The organism is Lacrimispora sp. (genome assembly GCF_031982545.1).
In the GTDB taxonomy this organism is placed as follows: Bacteria; Bacillota; Clostridia; order Lachnospirales; family Lachnospiraceae; genus Lacrimispora.
The window spans coordinates 70,595-87,371 of the sequence record NZ_DALYXB010000017.1; the positions used below are offsets into that span (position 1 = coordinate 70,595).

Annotated in this window: 13 protein-coding genes; 10 read left to right on the forward strand and 3 right to left on the reverse strand. The window is 42.8% G+C overall.

What is annotated here, in order from left to right:
• The first annotated feature begins 56 nt into the window (after positions 1–56).
• From mmsA to ABS301_RS23075, 6 genes are all read left to right on the forward strand, one after another.
• The gene (mmsA, locus tag ABS301_RS23050) at positions 57–1,604 is read left to right on the forward strand and encodes a multiple monosaccharide ABC transporter ATP-binding protein (protein WP_349674413.1); all 1,548 of its coding nucleotides are present in this window, start codon (positions 57–59) and stop codon (positions 1,602–1,604) included.
• A gap of 2 nt (positions 1,605–1,606) precedes the next feature.
• Positions 1,607–2,773, forward strand: a complete 1,167-nt coding sequence (gene mmsB / locus ABS301_RS23055; protein WP_349674414.1) for a multiple monosaccharide ABC transporter permease — start codon at positions 1,607–1,609, stop codon at positions 2,771–2,773.
• A gap of 21 nt (positions 2,774–2,794) precedes the next feature.
• A complete protein-coding gene (locus ABS301_RS23060) occupies positions 2,795–3,880 on the forward strand; it encodes a GntR family transcriptional regulator (RefSeq protein ID WP_349674415.1) in 1,086 nt (361 codons plus the stop codon).
• A gap of 9 nt (positions 3,881–3,889) precedes the next feature.
• A complete protein-coding gene (locus ABS301_RS23065) occupies positions 3,890–4,165 on the forward strand; it encodes a hypothetical protein (protein ID WP_349674416.1) in 276 nt (91 codons plus the stop codon).
• 147 nt (positions 4,166–4,312) lie between these two features.
• Positions 4,313–5,674, forward strand: a complete 1,362-nt coding sequence (locus tag ABS301_RS23070) for a PhoH family protein (RefSeq protein ID WP_349674417.1) — start codon at positions 4,313–4,315, stop codon at positions 5,672–5,674.
• Positions 5,675–5,846: 172 nt separating this feature from the next.
• On the forward strand, positions 5,847–6,251 hold the full coding sequence (locus ABS301_RS23075; RefSeq protein WP_349674418.1) for a BlaI/MecI/CopY family transcriptional regulator: 405 nt from the start codon (positions 5,847–5,849) through the stop codon (positions 6,249–6,251).
• Positions 6,252–6,338: 87 nt separating this feature from the next.
• Here ABS301_RS23075 and ABS301_RS23080 read toward each other — a convergent pair whose 3' ends face one another.
• The 3 genes from ABS301_RS23080 to ABS301_RS23090 all read right to left on the reverse strand — a co-directional run bounded on the left by ABS301_RS23080 (position 6,339) and on the right by ABS301_RS23090 (position 11,039).
• Positions 6,339–7,745, reverse strand: a complete 1,407-nt coding sequence (locus ABS301_RS23080) for a sensor histidine kinase (RefSeq protein WP_349674419.1) — start codon at positions 7,743–7,745, stop codon at positions 6,339–6,341.
• Positions 7,746–7,915: 170 nt separating this feature from the next.
• Complete coding sequence (locus tag ABS301_RS23085) at positions 7,916–8,626, reverse strand: response regulator (RefSeq protein WP_349674420.1); 711 nt, start codon at positions 8,624–8,626, stop codon at positions 7,916–7,918.
• A 22-nt stretch (positions 8,627–8,648) separates the two neighbouring features.
• A complete protein-coding gene (locus ABS301_RS23090) occupies positions 8,649–11,039 on the reverse strand; it encodes an endonuclease MutS2 (RefSeq protein ID WP_349674421.1) in 2,391 nt (796 codons plus the stop codon).
• 225 nt (positions 11,040–11,264) lie between these two features.
• Between ABS301_RS23090 and ABS301_RS23095 the strand changes: the two genes are divergently transcribed.
• From ABS301_RS23095 to ABS301_RS23110, 4 genes are all read left to right on the forward strand, one after another.
• Entirely contained in the window at positions 11,265–12,575 is a 1,311-nt protein-coding gene (locus ABS301_RS23095) for a S1C family serine protease (RefSeq protein WP_349674422.1), read from the forward strand.
• A gap of 46 nt (positions 12,576–12,621) precedes the next feature.
• On the forward strand, positions 12,622–13,572 hold the full coding sequence (locus tag ABS301_RS23100; protein ID WP_349674423.1) for a 3'-5' exoribonuclease YhaM family protein: 951 nt from the start codon (positions 12,622–12,624) through the stop codon (positions 13,570–13,572).
• 213 nt (positions 13,573–13,785) lie between these two features.
• Positions 13,786–14,499, forward strand: coding sequence for a response regulator transcription factor (locus ABS301_RS23105; protein WP_104437703.1), 714 nt, complete (start codon positions 13,786–13,788; stop codon positions 14,497–14,499).
• Positions 14,471–16,717 carry a sensor histidine kinase gene (locus tag ABS301_RS23110; RefSeq protein WP_349674424.1) on the forward strand — a complete coding sequence of 749 codons (2,247 nt, stop codon included), beginning with the start codon at positions 14,471–14,473 and terminating at the stop codon, positions 16,715–16,717. The genes ABS301_RS23105 and ABS301_RS23110 overlap by 29 nt, the downstream gene beginning before the upstream one ends.
• Positions 16,718–16,777 lie beyond the last annotated feature (60 nt).

The window sequence follows — 16,777 nt, forward strand, 5'->3', positions numbered from 1 at the left end:
GTGGAAAAGACTGCCGCCTGTTTTCGTGAAGGATAAAAAGAAAAGGAGTTGGAAAGATGGCCGATTATATCCTGGAGATGAATCACATCACCAAAGAATTTTATGGTGTAAAGGCACTTGATGATGTGAATATCAAGGTGAAACGCGGGGAAATCCATGCTCTCTGCGGAGAAAACGGTGCCGGAAAGTCTACGCTTATGAACGTACTCTCCGGCGTTTATCCTTATGGAACCTACAGCGGTGATATTGTCTATCACGGAGCAGTGTGCCAGTTCCATAACATTAAACAAAGCGAGGCAAAGGGGATTGTAATCATTCATCAGGAACTGGCATTAAGCCCCTATCTGTCAGTAGCGGAGAATGTTTTCCTGGGAAATGAGCAGACAGGTAAAAAAGGAGTCATTGACTGGACCAAAACCCATAAGCGGGCACAGGAAATGCTGGCAAAGGTGGGACTTGAGAATGAAAACTTAAATGTACCGGTGAGCAGCCTTGGAGTCGGTAAGCAGCAGCTGATTGAGATTGCAAGGGCAATGGCAAAGCAGGTGGAACTTCTGATCTTAGATGAACCGACAGCAGCGTTAAATGATGAAGAGAGCAAGCGTCTTTTAAACATTATGCTGGAATTGAAGAAACATGGAATTACCTGCATTATGATTTCACATAAGCTGAATGAAATCAGTTATGTTGCGGATTCCATCACCGTGATCAGAGATGGAAAGACCATTGAGACTCTGGATAAAGGGAAAGATGAGATCAATGAAGACAGGATCATAAAGGGAATGGTAGGAAGGGAACTGACCAACCGTTATCCGGAGCGGACCAGCGAAATAAAAGATAACATATTCGAGGTGGAAAACTGGAATGCGTATCATCCAGATGATCCGGATCGTCATGTCATTCAGAATGTATCCTTTCATGTGAAGGCTGGTGAGGTAGTGGGATTTGCCGGACTTATGGGGGCAGGAAGAACGGAACTGGCAATGAGTCTTTTTGGAAGATCCTATGGGCAGAAGATAAGCGGAACCATAAAGATAAACGGGAAGCAGGCCCTTATAAGAAATGTAAGAGATGCCATTAACAACAAGCTGGCATATGTATCGGAAGACCGTAAAAACTACGGCCTGATTCTCATAGACACTGTGAAAGGGAATATGACGCTGGCAGCCCTTAGAAACTTCTTTTCCAAAAAAGGGATAGTTAATAATAATAATGAAATCATTTCCGCAGAAAACTACCGGAAAAAAATTAATGTTAAGTCTAATTCCATCAACCAGTCAGTCAGCTCTCTGTCTGGAGGAAATCAGCAGAAGGTCGTTCTTGCCAAATGGATGATGACCCAGCCTGATATTCTGATTCTTGATGAACCCACCCGGGGCATTGATATTGGCGCAAAGTATGAAATATACTGCATCATCAATGATCTGGCAAAGGCAGGTAAGGCCATTCTTGTCATATCGTCAGAGCTTCAGGAGTTAATCGGAACCTGTGACCGCATTTATGTCATCAACGGAGGACATATCTGCGGAGAACTTACCAGGGAAGAGGTTTCACAGGAAAAGATTATGAAGTGTATCATGGAAGACAACGGAAAGGAAGAATAAAGATGGATAAGAAGAAAACAGTTAATATTAACATGAAGCAGTATGGTATGATTCTGGCTCTAATCGTGGTTTTCTTGATCTTTGCTGCAATGACCGGCGGTAAAAACATGTCTCCGGCCAACATTAACAATTTAATCATGCAGAACAGCTATATTGTAATTCTGGCGGTAGGCATGCTTCTTTGTGTTCTGACCGGTAACATTGATCTGGGGGTCGGATCCATTGTCGCCTTATGCGGAGCGGTTGTGGGAATTATGATTGTAGATCAAAAAACCAGCATGTGGGTGGCTATTCTGGCGGCTCTGGCTATCGGTACACTTTCCGGTATGTTTGTTGGCTTTTTTGTTTCAAAGCTTTCGATCCCTCCCTTTATTGTCACACTTGCAACCATGCTTATGGGGCGGGGGCTTACCTATACTTTGTTAAAGGCACAGACCAAAGGTCCTCTTCCGGCAAATTATACTTACATAGGCGCAGGCTTTCTTCCAACTGTTAAGATACCCTTTGGTGGTGGCACACTGGATCTGGTATCCATTGGAGCAGCGCTCATCGCATTTGCCTTTATTATCATATCGGAAATCAGAAGTGTAAAAACAAAAAAGAAATACGATTTTCCGGTTAATCCATTGTGGCAGACAATTGCCAAGGTGGGTGTAATCATGATAATTGTATGGTTTTTCTTCTATAAACTGGCACGTTACAATGGAATCCCCTTTGTTCTCGTCATTATGGGACTTCTGGTTGCCCTGTACCACTTTATTACCAGCAAGACTGTAGCAGGAAGGCAGATCTATGCATTGGGCGGAAATGCCAAAGCAGCCCGTCTGTCCGGTATTAACACGGAAAAAGTTTTCTTCTGGGTTTATACCAACATGGGAATCATGTGTGCAATTGCAGGAATTGTGCTTTCTGCGCGAAATGCATCAGCAACGCCAAAAGCAGGGGATCAGTTTGAAATGGACGCCATTGCTTCCTGTTATATTGGCGGTGCGGCTACTTCAGGAGGAATTGGAACCATCATAGGAGCGGTAGTCGGAGCATTTATCATGGGAATCTTAAACAACGGAATGTCTCTTTATGGCTGGTCTACGGATATTCAGAAAATCGTAAAAGGAGCTGTATTATTAGGAGCAGTTACGGTTGACTTGTTGTCCAAAAGAAAAAAATAATCAAAGACAGTAGGAGAGAAGATGCAGTCGCAGGAAGCAAAATATATGGCTGTTGTAAACTGGGTTATGGAGCAGATCCAAAAAGGGGTGTTCCAAACTGGGGATAAGCTGCCGTCAGAGAACGAACTAAGCCGTGAATTTGAACTCAGCAGGCAGACGGTCCGTCATGCCATTGATGTATTGGAACAGAAAAACATGCTGACCAGAATTCGTGGAAGCGGAACTTATTTAGGAGTGGGAAACCGGGAAGTGAGAAAAGAACGCTACCAGAACATTGCAGTAATCAGTACCTATGTAGACAGCTATATTTTTCCTCCCGTATTAAAAGGGATTGAAAAAACATTGTCAAAGGCAGGCTATACCATGCAGGTGGCATTTACAGGAAACAGAATCGAAAAAGAAGGAGAAATTCTTGATAAGCTGTTAGACAAAGGGTTTATAGACGGGCTGATTGTGGAACCGGCAAAAAGTGCGCTGCCAAATCCCAATCTGGATTCCTACCGCAGGCTGGCGAAACAGCAGTTGCCTGTCCTGTTTTTTAACAGCAGTTATCCCCAGCTGTCATTTCCCTGTGTAGCACTCAATGATGAACTGGTGACCAAAAAAGCGGTTGAATATCTGATTCATGCAGGGCACAAAAAGATCGGGGGGATCTTTAAATGTGATGACGGACAGGGGCATCTTCGTTATCTGGGTTTTGTAAAGGCAATGAAGCAGGCTGGTATCAGCATAGACAGAAGGGGGATTGTCTGGATTGATTCGGTGAGTCAGAATGATCTGGAAGCCTGGTCGGATTATCTGTTTGACCGGTTAAAAGATTGTACGGCACTGGTCTGTTATAACGATGAGGTAGCTTATCTGCTGTCGGGCATCTGCATGAAGAGGGGGATTTTGATTCCCGAAGATTTATCCCTGGTCAGCATTGATAATTCGGAGCTGGCATCCCTGGGAGAGGTGCCCATTACTTCTTTTCCCCACCCTATGGAGGCACTGGGGAAAAAAGCAGCGGAAAACATGATACGCATGATTGAAAATCCCTATTTTAATGGAAATTATCTTTTTGATTCAGAGGCAGTAGAACGGAAATCCGTTCGTGTCAGAGTATAGGAGCATAACATGAGTGAAGACAAAAAGAAGCAGGGTGAGTCACCTGCGCCCATTACTCTGGGTTTAAGACTGGTAGGAGGGGGATATCTGGTCTGGCTGGCATTTCAGCTGGTTCCGGAACTTCTTATCTCTTCCGGAATCAGAAATCTGATTCAGCTGGTCTTTATGACCGTGTTTTTTCTTACCGGTTCCATTATGATTATCTGGTCATTAAAAAGACTGCTGTTTAAAGGTCCGGAACAGTCAGGGTCATTCAATGAGGATGAACAGGAACATATATTATAAAATTTAGGATATCTGGAACCGGATTCCAGAAAATTGAATCTGTTTTTACATTTCTTTTACCATACTGTGATTACAGGAGTCTCTGGCAGAAGGTATAATCAGATTTACAGAAACCAAAGTTTCTGAAATTGCAAAGGAGTCCGGTAAATGATAAAAACCTATGTGGTAGATACCAATGTTCTGATTCAGGCCCCTTACGCCATCAATTGTTTCGATGATAACCGGGTAGTTCTTCCGGTCGCTGTACTGGAAGAACTGGATCACTTAAAAAAGGCTGAGGGCGAAACAGGTGCCAATGCACGAAAGGCCATAAGGCTTTTGGAACAGCTGCGTCATCAGGGAGATTTACTGACAGGAGTAAAACTGGAACATGGAGGAACAATCAGGATTGAAAAAAACTTTGTAGATGTTGTGCTTCCCCCGGATCTTCCCGACGACAAAATGGATAATCGCATTCTCAAGGTATGCAGAGGGCTTGAGGGAGAGGTTATACTGGTAACGAAGGACATATTGCTGCGTATTAAAGCGCAGATTATCGGAATCCGGGCCGAGGATTTTACAACCGAGCAGGTATCCGGGCGAGAGGAGCAATACACAGGAAGAATTGAGGTTTTTGCTCCAGAGGAGAATTTTAAGGATTTTAAGAAAAAGGGAATTTCAACTGATCGGGTATACATTACCGATGAATCAGGTGCTAAAAGCAGTCCAAAGCTGTTTGAAAATCAGTTTGTTATATTAAAAGCGGATCAGTCAACCAGAAAAACGGTTCTGGGACGAGTGAATGGAGATAAAATAGTCCCTCTTGACTACCAGAAAAGCAGGCCCTATGGGGTTGCACCCAGGAATGCGGGTCAGTATTTCGCCCAGGAAGCCCTGCTGCAGCCTGCCGAAATAGCGCCGTTAGTCATCATTAAAGGTATGGCGGGGACAGCCAAAACCTTTTACTCTCTTGCAGTAGGGCTCGAAAAGCTTTTAAACAATCCAACCGGAGAATACAGACGGATCATTGTCAGCCGTCCCAATGCCCAGTTTGATTCTGACATAGGATTTCTTCCGGGAGACGAGCAGGAGAAAATCTCTCCGCTGATGAGACCTGTAATTGACAATTTGGAGCAGCTCATTGATTCCAATGAGGAGAAGCGATATGAAAATGAGGATGAACTATCGGGCAAAATCGAAGAAATATTTGCCAGAGGCCTGATTAAAACAGAGGCGCTGACATTTATCCGGGGACGCTCCATCATTCAGACTTATTTAATTATCGATGAAGCCCAGAATATGACGCCCAATCAGGTCAAGGGAATTATAACCCGTGCAGGAAAAGGAACAAAGATCATACTGCTTGGAGATCCCAATCAGATCGACCGCCCGTTTCTAGATGAACGGACCAACGGACTCAGTTATGCGGCTGAGCATATGAAAGGAAGTTCTCTGTGCTGGCAGATTACCCTGCAGGCAGAGGAATGCGAACGGTCTGTACTGGCAATGGATGCAGTAAAACGATTATAAGATTTTATTGATAAAAAAGGCATGCTGTCTTTCCTGGATCAGGAGGCTGGCGTGCTTTTCTGTTTGATGAAAGAGTTGTATGAATCCCCTGTAATTGTGAATTGACAAACATACTCCGCAGGTTTAAACTAAGATACAGCTTACAAATGCAGACCCAAAAGGAGTTATATATATGAGCACACTTCCAAAAATATCAGAAGCAGAATGGGAAATTATGAAACTTATATGGAAGTCTAACCCCATAACCTCAGAAGAGATCATTAACCTGCTATCTGGCAGAATGATGTGGTCAGCACAGACAATAAAAACCTTTATAACAAGACTTATCAAAAAAGAAGTGATTGGATTTGAAAAGAAGGGCAGAGTTTATTATTACTATCCTTTGCTCTCGGAAGAAGAGTGCATCAGATCTGAAAATGAATCCTTCTTAAAAAAGGTCTATGACGGCGCTTTAAATATGCTTTTTACCAAGTTTCTGGAAGAAGAGCTGTCAATGGAACAGATTGAAGAACTGGAACGTATTCTGAAAGATAAAAAAGAAAAGAGAATATCTGACAGCCGGGATGAGCGTAAGTGATTCATTTCTTAAAAAGATACAAAAGCAGATAAGTTCGGACAATGAAAGCGTCTGATCTTATCTGCTTTTTCTATTACACAGGAGTTCCTATAAATTAGTTGATTTAGGAAGGCTGAATATAAACTCAGATCCAACCCCTTCTGTGCTGACCACATCAATGTTTTCTCCGTGAGACTGAATGATTTCCCGGACAATTGCAAGTCCCAGCCCAGTCCCTTTCTTGTCCTTTCCTCTGGACAGGTCTGATTTGTAAAACCGCTCCCATATCTTTTTAATGCTGTCTTTTGGTATTCCAATTCCTGTGTCTTTTACAGAGATAAAGATTTTTTCATACTTACCGGAAGCCTGTATATATATGGTGGAATCCGTATGGCTGAATTTAATGGCATTATCAATAAGATTATAGAGAACCTGCTGGATCTTGCCAAGGTCAGCGTGGACCATCTGAATGCTGTCAGAGAAGGTCAGGTCAAATGTAATGTTTTTTGTATTGCAGGTACCTTCTAAAGAAGCAGCCGTATCTTTAATTACCCGGTTGATATCAAAATTTGTACGGTTTAAATATCCTTTGCAGTCAAGGGAATTAAGGGTCAGCATGCCCTGTGTCAGCTTATTGAGCCGTTCTGTCTCGGATATCACCCGGTTTAAATACTTTTCATGCATCTGGGGCGGTATGGTGCCGTCTAAGATGGCCTCTAAGTATCCTTTGATGGAAGTGAGGGGGGAACGGAAATCGTGTGACACATTGGCGATAAAGGTCCGCTGGTATTCCTCCATTTTATTGATCTCATCAGACATATAATTTAAGGTGGCCGCCAGATATCCCATCTCATCCCTTGTATTCACATCAATGTGATGAGTCAGATTACCCTGTGCATATTCGTTGGCTCCCGCTGTAATCTTTTTCAGGGGGATATAAACATTTTTTGTAAAAACCAGCAAAATGATCAGAGAAAAACCGAATACTACCGCTGAGGTAATGTATACGATATTTAATATACCGTTTCTCTGAGACTGTAAATAGGATATAGGAAGATGAATCACCACATACCCATGAGTGGTATAGTTCCCTGTTATGGGAGCATGTACGCTTAATACATCGTAAGGAAACTCGTTGTAGTAATTACCGATGGTATAGGATTTATTCCCCATAATGGTAGGGTCAAAATTTTCAATCATATCTCCGTCTTTCCCTGGCTGCTGGCTGTCGGATACGATCTTGCCCTGACGGTCCACAATCCAGATGCGGGCGTGGAGATAATCCGCTTCATTTACAAGACCGGGATAGGAAGAGGAAAGCTTCATATCCTTTCCGTGATACATGCTGCTAAAGGATGAGGCAATCTGGTTGGCTTCATCATACAGACATTCTGACTGCTGGCCAAGGAGATACTGGTCGGTAATCCTGGAAGAGAAGGACGCGATGGTTACAAAACCCAACAAACCGAAGAGCAAGTAACCCATAATAAATTTATAATACAAAGAATGTGTCATGGAATGTTCACCTCTATATTGTGCAGATATATACTTACCTGTGTCTAATGCATCAAGTATAACTCTTTTTGGTATTCATGTCATTCCTTATTTTCATTGGTTAAAAGAGGGGCTGACGTAAAATGCATGGAACATTTATTTTACATCAGCCTCTTATGATATTTATAAAACTACCGTTTCACTTCGAATTTATACCCAATCCCCCACACTGTGGAGAGTGACCAGCCGGAATGGTCCTTTATCTTTTCTCTCAGACGCTTGATATGAACATCCACGGTTCTTGTGTCACCAATATATTCATACCCCCAGATATGGTCCAAAAGCTGTTCTCTTGTAAATACCTGGTTGGGAGAGGAGGCAAGGAAATAAAGAAGCTCCAGCTCCTTTGGCGGCATTTCAATAGAATGTCCCATATAAATGACGGAGTAGTTGGTTAAGTTGACAATCAGATCCGGATATTCCACAAAGTCGCCCTGCTGGTCCGTATGGGAGGCAGCTGCAGCAGGAGAAGTCTGACAGCGCCGTAAGACTGCCTTAACCCGTGCCACAAGCTCTTTGGAATCAAAAGGTTTGATCATATAATCATCAGCGCCAAGCTCCAGTCCCAGGACTTTGTCAAAGACCTCGCCTTTTGCGGACAGCATGATAATAGGCACCTGGGATCCGGTGCGAAGCTCTCTGCAGACCTGATAGCCGTCCATGCCCGGAAGCATTAAATCCAGCAGAACCAGATTGGGTTTAAATTCAGGAAAAACCCGAAGCGCTTCCTCTCCGTCCCCCACGATTTCTGTTTCATAGCATTCCTTTAAAAGATATAGGGAAATGAGTTCTGCAATATTGCTGTCATCGTCCACAATTAAAATCCGCTGTTTTTCTGCCATAATGGATCCCCCGTTCTAATATTTATTTAAATGAGACAATGGTCACTCCGGAATCACCTTCACCGAAGACGCCAAGCCGGAATTCTTTTACATATTTTAATCTCTTTAAATGCTTATGCACTGCATTCTTTAAAGCACCGGTACCGCGTCCGTGAACCACCCGTACCTGGGGAAGATGGGCAAGATAAGCGTCATCTAAATATTTGTCCAGCTGAGGGATTGCCTCATCTGTGGTCATGCCGATTAGATTAATTTCAGGTGAAATGGAAAAGGATTTGGACATACGGGTAGAACTGCTTCCGCTTCCTGTCTTTTTCGCCCGGTTTTCTGACGGTGCAGAAACGGAATCATCATAGAGCAGCTCTAAGTCTGATATGTTAACCAATGACCGCAAAATCCCCATCTGAACATATAAATCCCCTTTGGCATTGGGAAGGGAGTTTACAGTTCCGTTTAAGTTCATGCTTAGAACCTTTACCCCGTCTCCCAGCTTCAGCTTTTTCGGGTCAATTCCCTTTTTCGGGTTTTTCTGTTCTCTCTTTAAAGACAGGGAAGAGTCCACATCCTGAAGCTTGTTTCGTAATCGGCTTCGCTCTGCTTCCAGCTCTTTGCCCACTCCGGATTCGCCAGCCAGCTTATTGATCTGGCGTATGGTGGAATCTGCTGTATCCTTGGCATCCCGTAAGATTCTCTGCGCCTCTTCTCTGGCGTTTTTTATCATCTTATCCCGACTCTCGTCAAGCCGTTCCTCTTTCTGAGTCAGGCGGGCTTTCAGCTGTTCCACTTCCAGCTTATAGGAGGCAATCTGAATGCTCTCTTTTTCAATGGTAACCCTGTTTTCTTCCAGATGCGTCAGAAGATCCTCAAAGGTTTCATCCTTTGCTTCCAGATGGTTTTTCGCCTCATCGATAATATAATCCGGGAGTCCCAGCTTCTTTGAGATCGCAAAGGCATTACTTTTTCCTGGAACGCCGATGAGTATCCGGTAAGTGGGCTGAAGCGTCTCCACATTGAATTCGCAGCAGGCATTTTCCACACCTGGCGTAGTAAGTGCGAAGACCTTTAATTCACTGTAATGAGTGGTTGCCATAGTGCGGCATTTCATATTGTGAAGGAAAGAAAGGATGGAGATTGCCAGTGCGGCTCCTTCTGTAGGATCTGTACCGGCTCCAAGTTCATCAAATAAGCAGAGAGAATTGCTGTCTGCCTGATTTAAAATCTTCACAATGTTTGTCATATGAGAGGAAAAGGTACTAAGGCTCTGCTCAATACTCTGTTCATCACCGATGTCAGCAAATACTTCATCAAATACGGAAAGCTCAGAACCGTCAAATGCCGGAATGTGAAGACCGGACTGCCCCATCAGGGTAAACAGGCCTACTGTTTTTAATGACACCGTCTTACCGCCGGTATTTGGGCCAGTCACAATTAAAAGGTCAAAGGTTTTTCCCAAATGGATGTTGATGGGAACAACCTTTTTCGGGTCCAGCAGGGGATGACGGCCATCCTTAATATGAATTTCATGTTTGGTGTTAAAAATTGGCTCACTGGCGTTGTAATGTTTGGCCAGCGCTGCTTTCGCGAAGATAAAATCCAGTCTGGTAAGAGTATGGAAGTTTGTCTCCAGCTCTTCTAAATAAGGTGCCAGCTGATTGCTTAAATCTGCCAGAATCATCTCGATTTCTTTTTGTTCCTGGATCTCCAGAGCTCTTAAATCGTTATTCAGCTTTACAATTGCCATGGGCTCAATAAATAAAGTGGAGCCGGTAGAGGACTGGTCATGAACCATTCCGGTTACCTGGGATTTGTGCTCCGCTTTTACCGGGAGACAATATCTTCCATCCCGCATGGTAATGACGGCATCCTGTAAATAAGAACGGTTGGAATTTAAAATGGAGTTCATCTGTGTGTGAATCTTATCATTAATAGAACGCATGGAACGTCTGACATGGTGAAGGCCGGGGCTGGCATCATCACTGACCTCTTCCTCAGAAATGATACAGCGCTTGATCTCGTTGTTAACCGGAGTCAATGGCTCCAGAATGCGGAAAAATTCTTCCAGAGAATCTTCGGAAGTCTCCTGATCCTCATGGCGGCCATATGCCTTTGCTTTTGCGGATGCGCTAAGAAGGGAGCTGATGGATAAAATCTCAATCATTCCAAGAGAACTTCCTACCTCCAGACGTTTTAAGGAAGCCCGGATATCTTTCACACCCCCAAATGAAATTCCGCCTTTTTGCCGGACTCTTGTGACTGCATCTGTGGTTTCCCTTAAGGAAGTGGTTATTTCCTCATAATCGGTGGAAGGCACCAGTCTGCGGCACAGTTCTTTCCCATATTCACAGGATGCATATTCGGTGAGCTGTTCAATTATTTTATAGTATTCTAAAGTTTTCAGTGCTTTTTGATTCATAAGTTTATACCTTAATTATTCTGCTTTCTTTCTGGATATTTAACCGGCGTGAGAACCGGCTCTTGAATAATGGGATCGGTTACAGTATAGCATAGGAGAGACAAAAACTGCAATCCTCAGGTGATTGTTTTTCCTTGTTATTATGGTTGTTTCATATGTTTTTCTTGCATTAAACCGGGAAGAACATTATAATAGTACTTAGGTCTTCTGAAAAGGAGGGTAAGTATGCCGGAAAATAACGGGCCAGACGATAGAAAGGCGGAGCCACGCCGTTTTATCAATGAAAAGATTGTAAAACAGCCCATGTCAAAAAAGGATATGCTGAAAAGATTTCTGGGTCTTTTAGTGACTGCAGTTATTTTCGGAATGGTTGCGGCGGTTACATTTGTCATATCCAAACCTGTAGCTGAGAGATTACTTGTGGGAGAGTCCACCGGTGAGACGACTCCGGTGACCATACCAAAGGATGAGCCTGAGACCGTTACTTCTGTTGCTGAAACTTCTACAACTGCGGCTGAGACAGAACCAATTGAGGAGATTCTTAAGTCCGCTATGGAAAAGTATCCATTTTCCGTAGATGATTTAAGCACTCTTTACGGAAGCTTAAAATCTGTGGTTCAAAAGGCGGACAAGGGAATCGTTACGGTTCACTCCGTAAAGACTCAGACGGACTGGTTTAATAACCCGGTTGAAAACTCCGGACTTTTTTCGGGGGTTATCATTTCATCTGCGAATCAGGAGCTTCTTATTTTAACACCGGAAGGTGCAGTTGAGGATGCAGAAGCGATTCGTGTGGCTTTTTCCGACGGGACAGAGGTTCAGGGAAAGATTAAACAGACAGATAAGCTTTCTGGTATGGCGATTGTCAGCGTTTCCACAGCGGAACTTAGCAGAACCCAGCTGGAAGATATGAAAGCGATTGAACTAGGCAACTCTTATTCGGTCAAGCAGGGAGACATTGTTGTTGCAATTGGCGGACCTGCTGGGATGGTTCATTCAACCGGATATGGTTTTATTTCTTTTATAACCAAGAATGTTCAGACCATTGACGGAATGACCAGAATTCTGTATACCGATGTCAGAGGGAATGCCGGAGTGGGAACGTTCCTTATGAATACGTCCGGTCAGATTATCGGCTGGGTGACGGATCAATATAAAAATGACAGCAGTAAAGATATGACTGCAGCTATGGGCATATCCGATTACAAGAGTATTCTTGAAAAGATGAGCAATGGTGCGCCATTCCCCTACTTTGGAATCAAAGGACAGGAAGTAAGCTCAGCCATGAACAGTAGCGGTATACCTCTGGGAGTCTATGTAATGGAAGTGAATACAGACAGCCCTGCTTACAATACAGGAATACAGAGCGGTGATATTATCACTGAGATGGGCGGAGCAACCATTGTTACCATGAAGGATTTTCAGGTGGTTTTGGAAAAATCAAGTCCGGGACAGATCATTCCTGTGACTGTATCCCGCAATGGCCGGGAAGAATATAAAAAGATAGAATATCAGGTAACCATCGGAGCCAGGTAATTATCCTGGCTTCCTTGTTGCTGTCAGTGAGATATGGAGGAAAAAAATGAAGTATATTGAATCATTCCGGGAAGGAATGCATGTTTCTGATGTGTATTTGTGCAAAAACAGGCAGATTTCCCTGACAAAGTCAGGAAAGGAGTACGGCAACCTGATACTTCAGGATAAAACCGGCACTGTGGATGCTAAAATTTGGGATTTGGGTTCCCCGGGTATCGGAAACTTTGAGACTCTGGATTATGTATACATAGATGCAGATGTTACGGTGTTCCAGAATTCCAATCAGCTGAATATTAAGAGAATCAGAAAAGCGGAAGAAGGAGAATATATCCCAGGGGATTATCTTCCTGTTTCCGGTAAAGATATCAAAGTGATGTTTGAAGAACTGACCGGCTTTATCCGTTCTGTAAAAAGTCCTTATTACCGGGCTCTTTTAGAAAGCTTTTTCATAGAGGATGCTGCATTTGCCAAGGCATTCCAGTTCCATTCTGCAGCGAAGAGCGTACACCATGGATTTGTAGGCGGTCTGCTGGAACATACACTGAGTGTAGTGAAGCTTTGTGACTATTATGCAGGGTATTATCCTTTGATTAATCGGGATCTTTTGCTAACTGCAGCCATGTTTCATGACATCGGCAAAACAAAGGAGCTTTCCATATTTCCGGAGAATGATTACACCGATGACGGGCAGCTGCTTGGACATATCGTTATCGGAACTGAGATGATAGGAGAGAGAATCCGTACCATTCCCGGTTTCCCGGAGAAGTCTGCTACCGAATTAAAGCATTGTATTCTGGCTCATCATGGAGAACTGGAATACGGTTCCCCGAAAAAACCGGCTCTGATTGAGGCACTGGCTCTTAATTTTGCAGATAACACAGATGCAAAGATGGAGACTATGATTGAAGTGCTGAGAGCGGCTGGGGATAATAACGGCTGGCTGGGCTTTAACAGGCTGATGGATACAAATATCAGAAAGACTACAAACGAAATCTAAATGATAAGGTGCTTAAGGAGGTTGTTTTCCTTAGCACCTTTTTTAAATAATGCCGGATACAGGGAATTTTAGAATTTCTTTTGTTTTCTGTGACAATCATTTTAAGATTGGTATTTTATCCTAAGAATATGGAGAAACAATCAGAGTGAGGTATAATAAATGCATGGAACGCTGGGAGAAATCAGCGGATTATGATAGATAAGGAGAGATCACATGGACGCAAACCACATCTTATTAGTTGAAGATGACAAAGAAATCAGGCAGGGAGTGGAAATATACTTAAGAAGTCAGGGATACGAAGTGTTTCAGGCGGCAGACGGAGTAGAGGGATTAAAGATTCTGGAGCAGGAGGAAATACATCTGGCTATTGTCGATGTCATGATGCCTCGTATGGATGGAATCACCATGACTGTGAAGCTGCGGGAAAAACATGATTTTCCGGTTATTATTCTGTCCGCCAAGTCAGAAGAGGTGGATAAAATCATGGGTCTCAACATTGGTGCAGATGACTATGTTGCAAAACCATTTACTCCCATGGAGCTTCTTGCAAGAGTAAATTCCCAGTTGAGACGGTACAGAAAGTATATGGATATGCTGGAAGCAAAAGAACAAAAAGAGAAAAGCAATGTTTATTCCATTGGAGGTCTGGAATTAAATGAGGATACGGTGGAGGTTACCGTAGATGAAAAGCTGGTAAAGCTGACTCCCATTGAATTTAAAATCCTTGCACTTCTTATGAAAAATCCTGGAAGGGTATTTTCTGCAGAAGAAATTTATGAAAGAGTATGGAATGAACGGGCAATTAATACCGATACCATTATGGTGCACATAAGAAAAATTCGGGAAAAGATTGAATTAAATCCGAAAGAACCGAAATATTTGAAGGTGGTGTGGGGAGTTGGATATAAAATTGAAAAACAGGCATAGAATCAGCGGGTTACTAGCCGCGTTGGTTATTCTTGCCGCAGCATTTGCAATGGTGGAACTGTATCCCTACTTTGAAAATGAGTCTTCCAGAAATGGGGCTCCAATTTACGAAGAGAGTGCTTTTCTAAAACATCTTGTGAACGGCAATTACGTTTTGGCATTGGAAGATGCACAGAAAGAGCAGAATAAAATTCTTTCGCCCTTTCAATATTTTTTACCAGAGGCTGAAGCAGAACTAAAAGCGGCAAGCAGTGATGGAAGCGAAAAAAGCACAGTCACTGAATTATCTGGATCTTCTTCATCGAATATCCAGATAACGAAAGATGAAGGAGACGGAGAGGACGAAAGAACAGAATATTTAAGGGGACTTCGCAAAAACTGCATCCGGGAATTTGAAAACTGGAACAGAAATTTTGGAAATGTCCGCAATTCCATTGATTATCAGATGATAGATGAAAACGGCAAAGTGATCCTGGATCATTCAGAAGGACGGTTTATACCCAATAACAGTTATTATGTATTTCAGGCAGTTTTACATTACGATGAACTTGGGCGTATGGATATCAGCTGTGTGAGAGGGGAAAATACAGCTTATTTACTCAATACGCTTCAGGATTTTGGAGATAAGGATCCTATGGAAAGTTATTATGATGACTATTTCCAGATGGGTAATCTAAAACTGTCCAATCCACGGAATATGACATTTGCCTATGGTATGTCAGAGCAGCAGATTTCATCATTCAAAGATACCAGTGGGAATATCTGGACTGCTTATGAAAACTCGGGGAGTGTCACACGTATCTTTATCGGACTGGTATGCGCCGTAGCCGCTCTTGCATTTCTGTTTTCCTGCATGGATGTGAATCTGGCTGATGGAAATGCTATTTTAAGAACCCCATTGGAACTGGTGGTTGGAATCGTAGCCGGCTCGGTTGCTTTTGGAGCAGGACTTACTAGTCTGGTTGCAGTGACAAACCGGGGTGATTTATATAGTGCGCTGTTACGTGCCAATTTTATTCCTAAAGCAGCAGATATCATGGTTAAGCTATGGAATCTCCTCTGGTGGGCAGTTCCTTTTGCTGTGATTTACTGGGCAGTCCTGTGTATGAGAGATGTATTTCACATTGGCATTACCCGTTATTATAAGGAGAGGACCTTATGTGGGTTATTCTGTGGCTGGGTAGTAAACAGCCTGAGAAAATTGTATCGATATTTAGGAAACATAAATTTACAGGAAAAATCGGACCGTACAATCTTTAAAATTGCAGCTGTAAATTTTATTGTACTTACTATCTTATGCAGTCTCTGGTTTTTGGGTATCGGAGCATTGTTTCTTTACTCGATTATTCTGTTTTTCGTGATGAGAAAATATTATCTTGATTTAAGCAGAAAATACAACGTGCTGTTGAAAGCTACCAATCAGATAGCGGAAGGAAATTTAGAGGTTGTAATTGAAGAAGATTTAGGTGTATTTGAACCATTTAAAAAAGAAATACAAAAGATTCAGAGCGGTCTTAAGGGAGTCGTTGATGAAGAAGTCAAAAGCCAGAAGTTAAAGACTGATTTAATCAGCAATATGTCTCACGATTTAAAAACACCCCTTACTGCCATAATAACCTATGTAAATTTACTAAAGGATGATCATGCAACTCCGGAACAGCGTAAAGCCTATATCGATATTCTGGAACAGAAGTCCATGCGGTTAAAAGCGCTGATTGAGGATTTATTTGAGATCAGCAAGGCCAACAGCAACAATGTAACACTGGAACTGGAGGATGTTGATATTGTCAGTCTGTTAAAAGAAGTTAGTTTTGAACTTAGCGATAAGATCGAGGAATCCACCATTGATTTTCGCTGGAATCTGCCTGATGAAAAAATCATTCTTTCTCTGGACAGTCAGAAGACGTACCGGATTTTTGATAACCTGCTGACCAACATTATCAAATATGCCATGCCAGGAACCCGGGCTTACATTGATATGAGAAAAGAGAATGACTGGGTGGAGATCATATTAAAAAACATATCAGCTGCAGAGCTGACCTTTAATCCTGAGGAGATAACCGAACGTTTTGCCAGAGGAGATCAGGCGCGCAATACAGAAGGGTCCGGTCTTGGTATGGCAATTGCGAAAAGCTTTGTGGAGCTGCAGAACGGAAAGCTCACCGTTGAAACAGAGGCCGATTTATTCCGTGTGACCATACGCTGGCCAATTATGTAAGAATATAATTTTTATAATAAAGGAATAAATAAAAAAAATTTCCAAAACTTCTTGAAAACC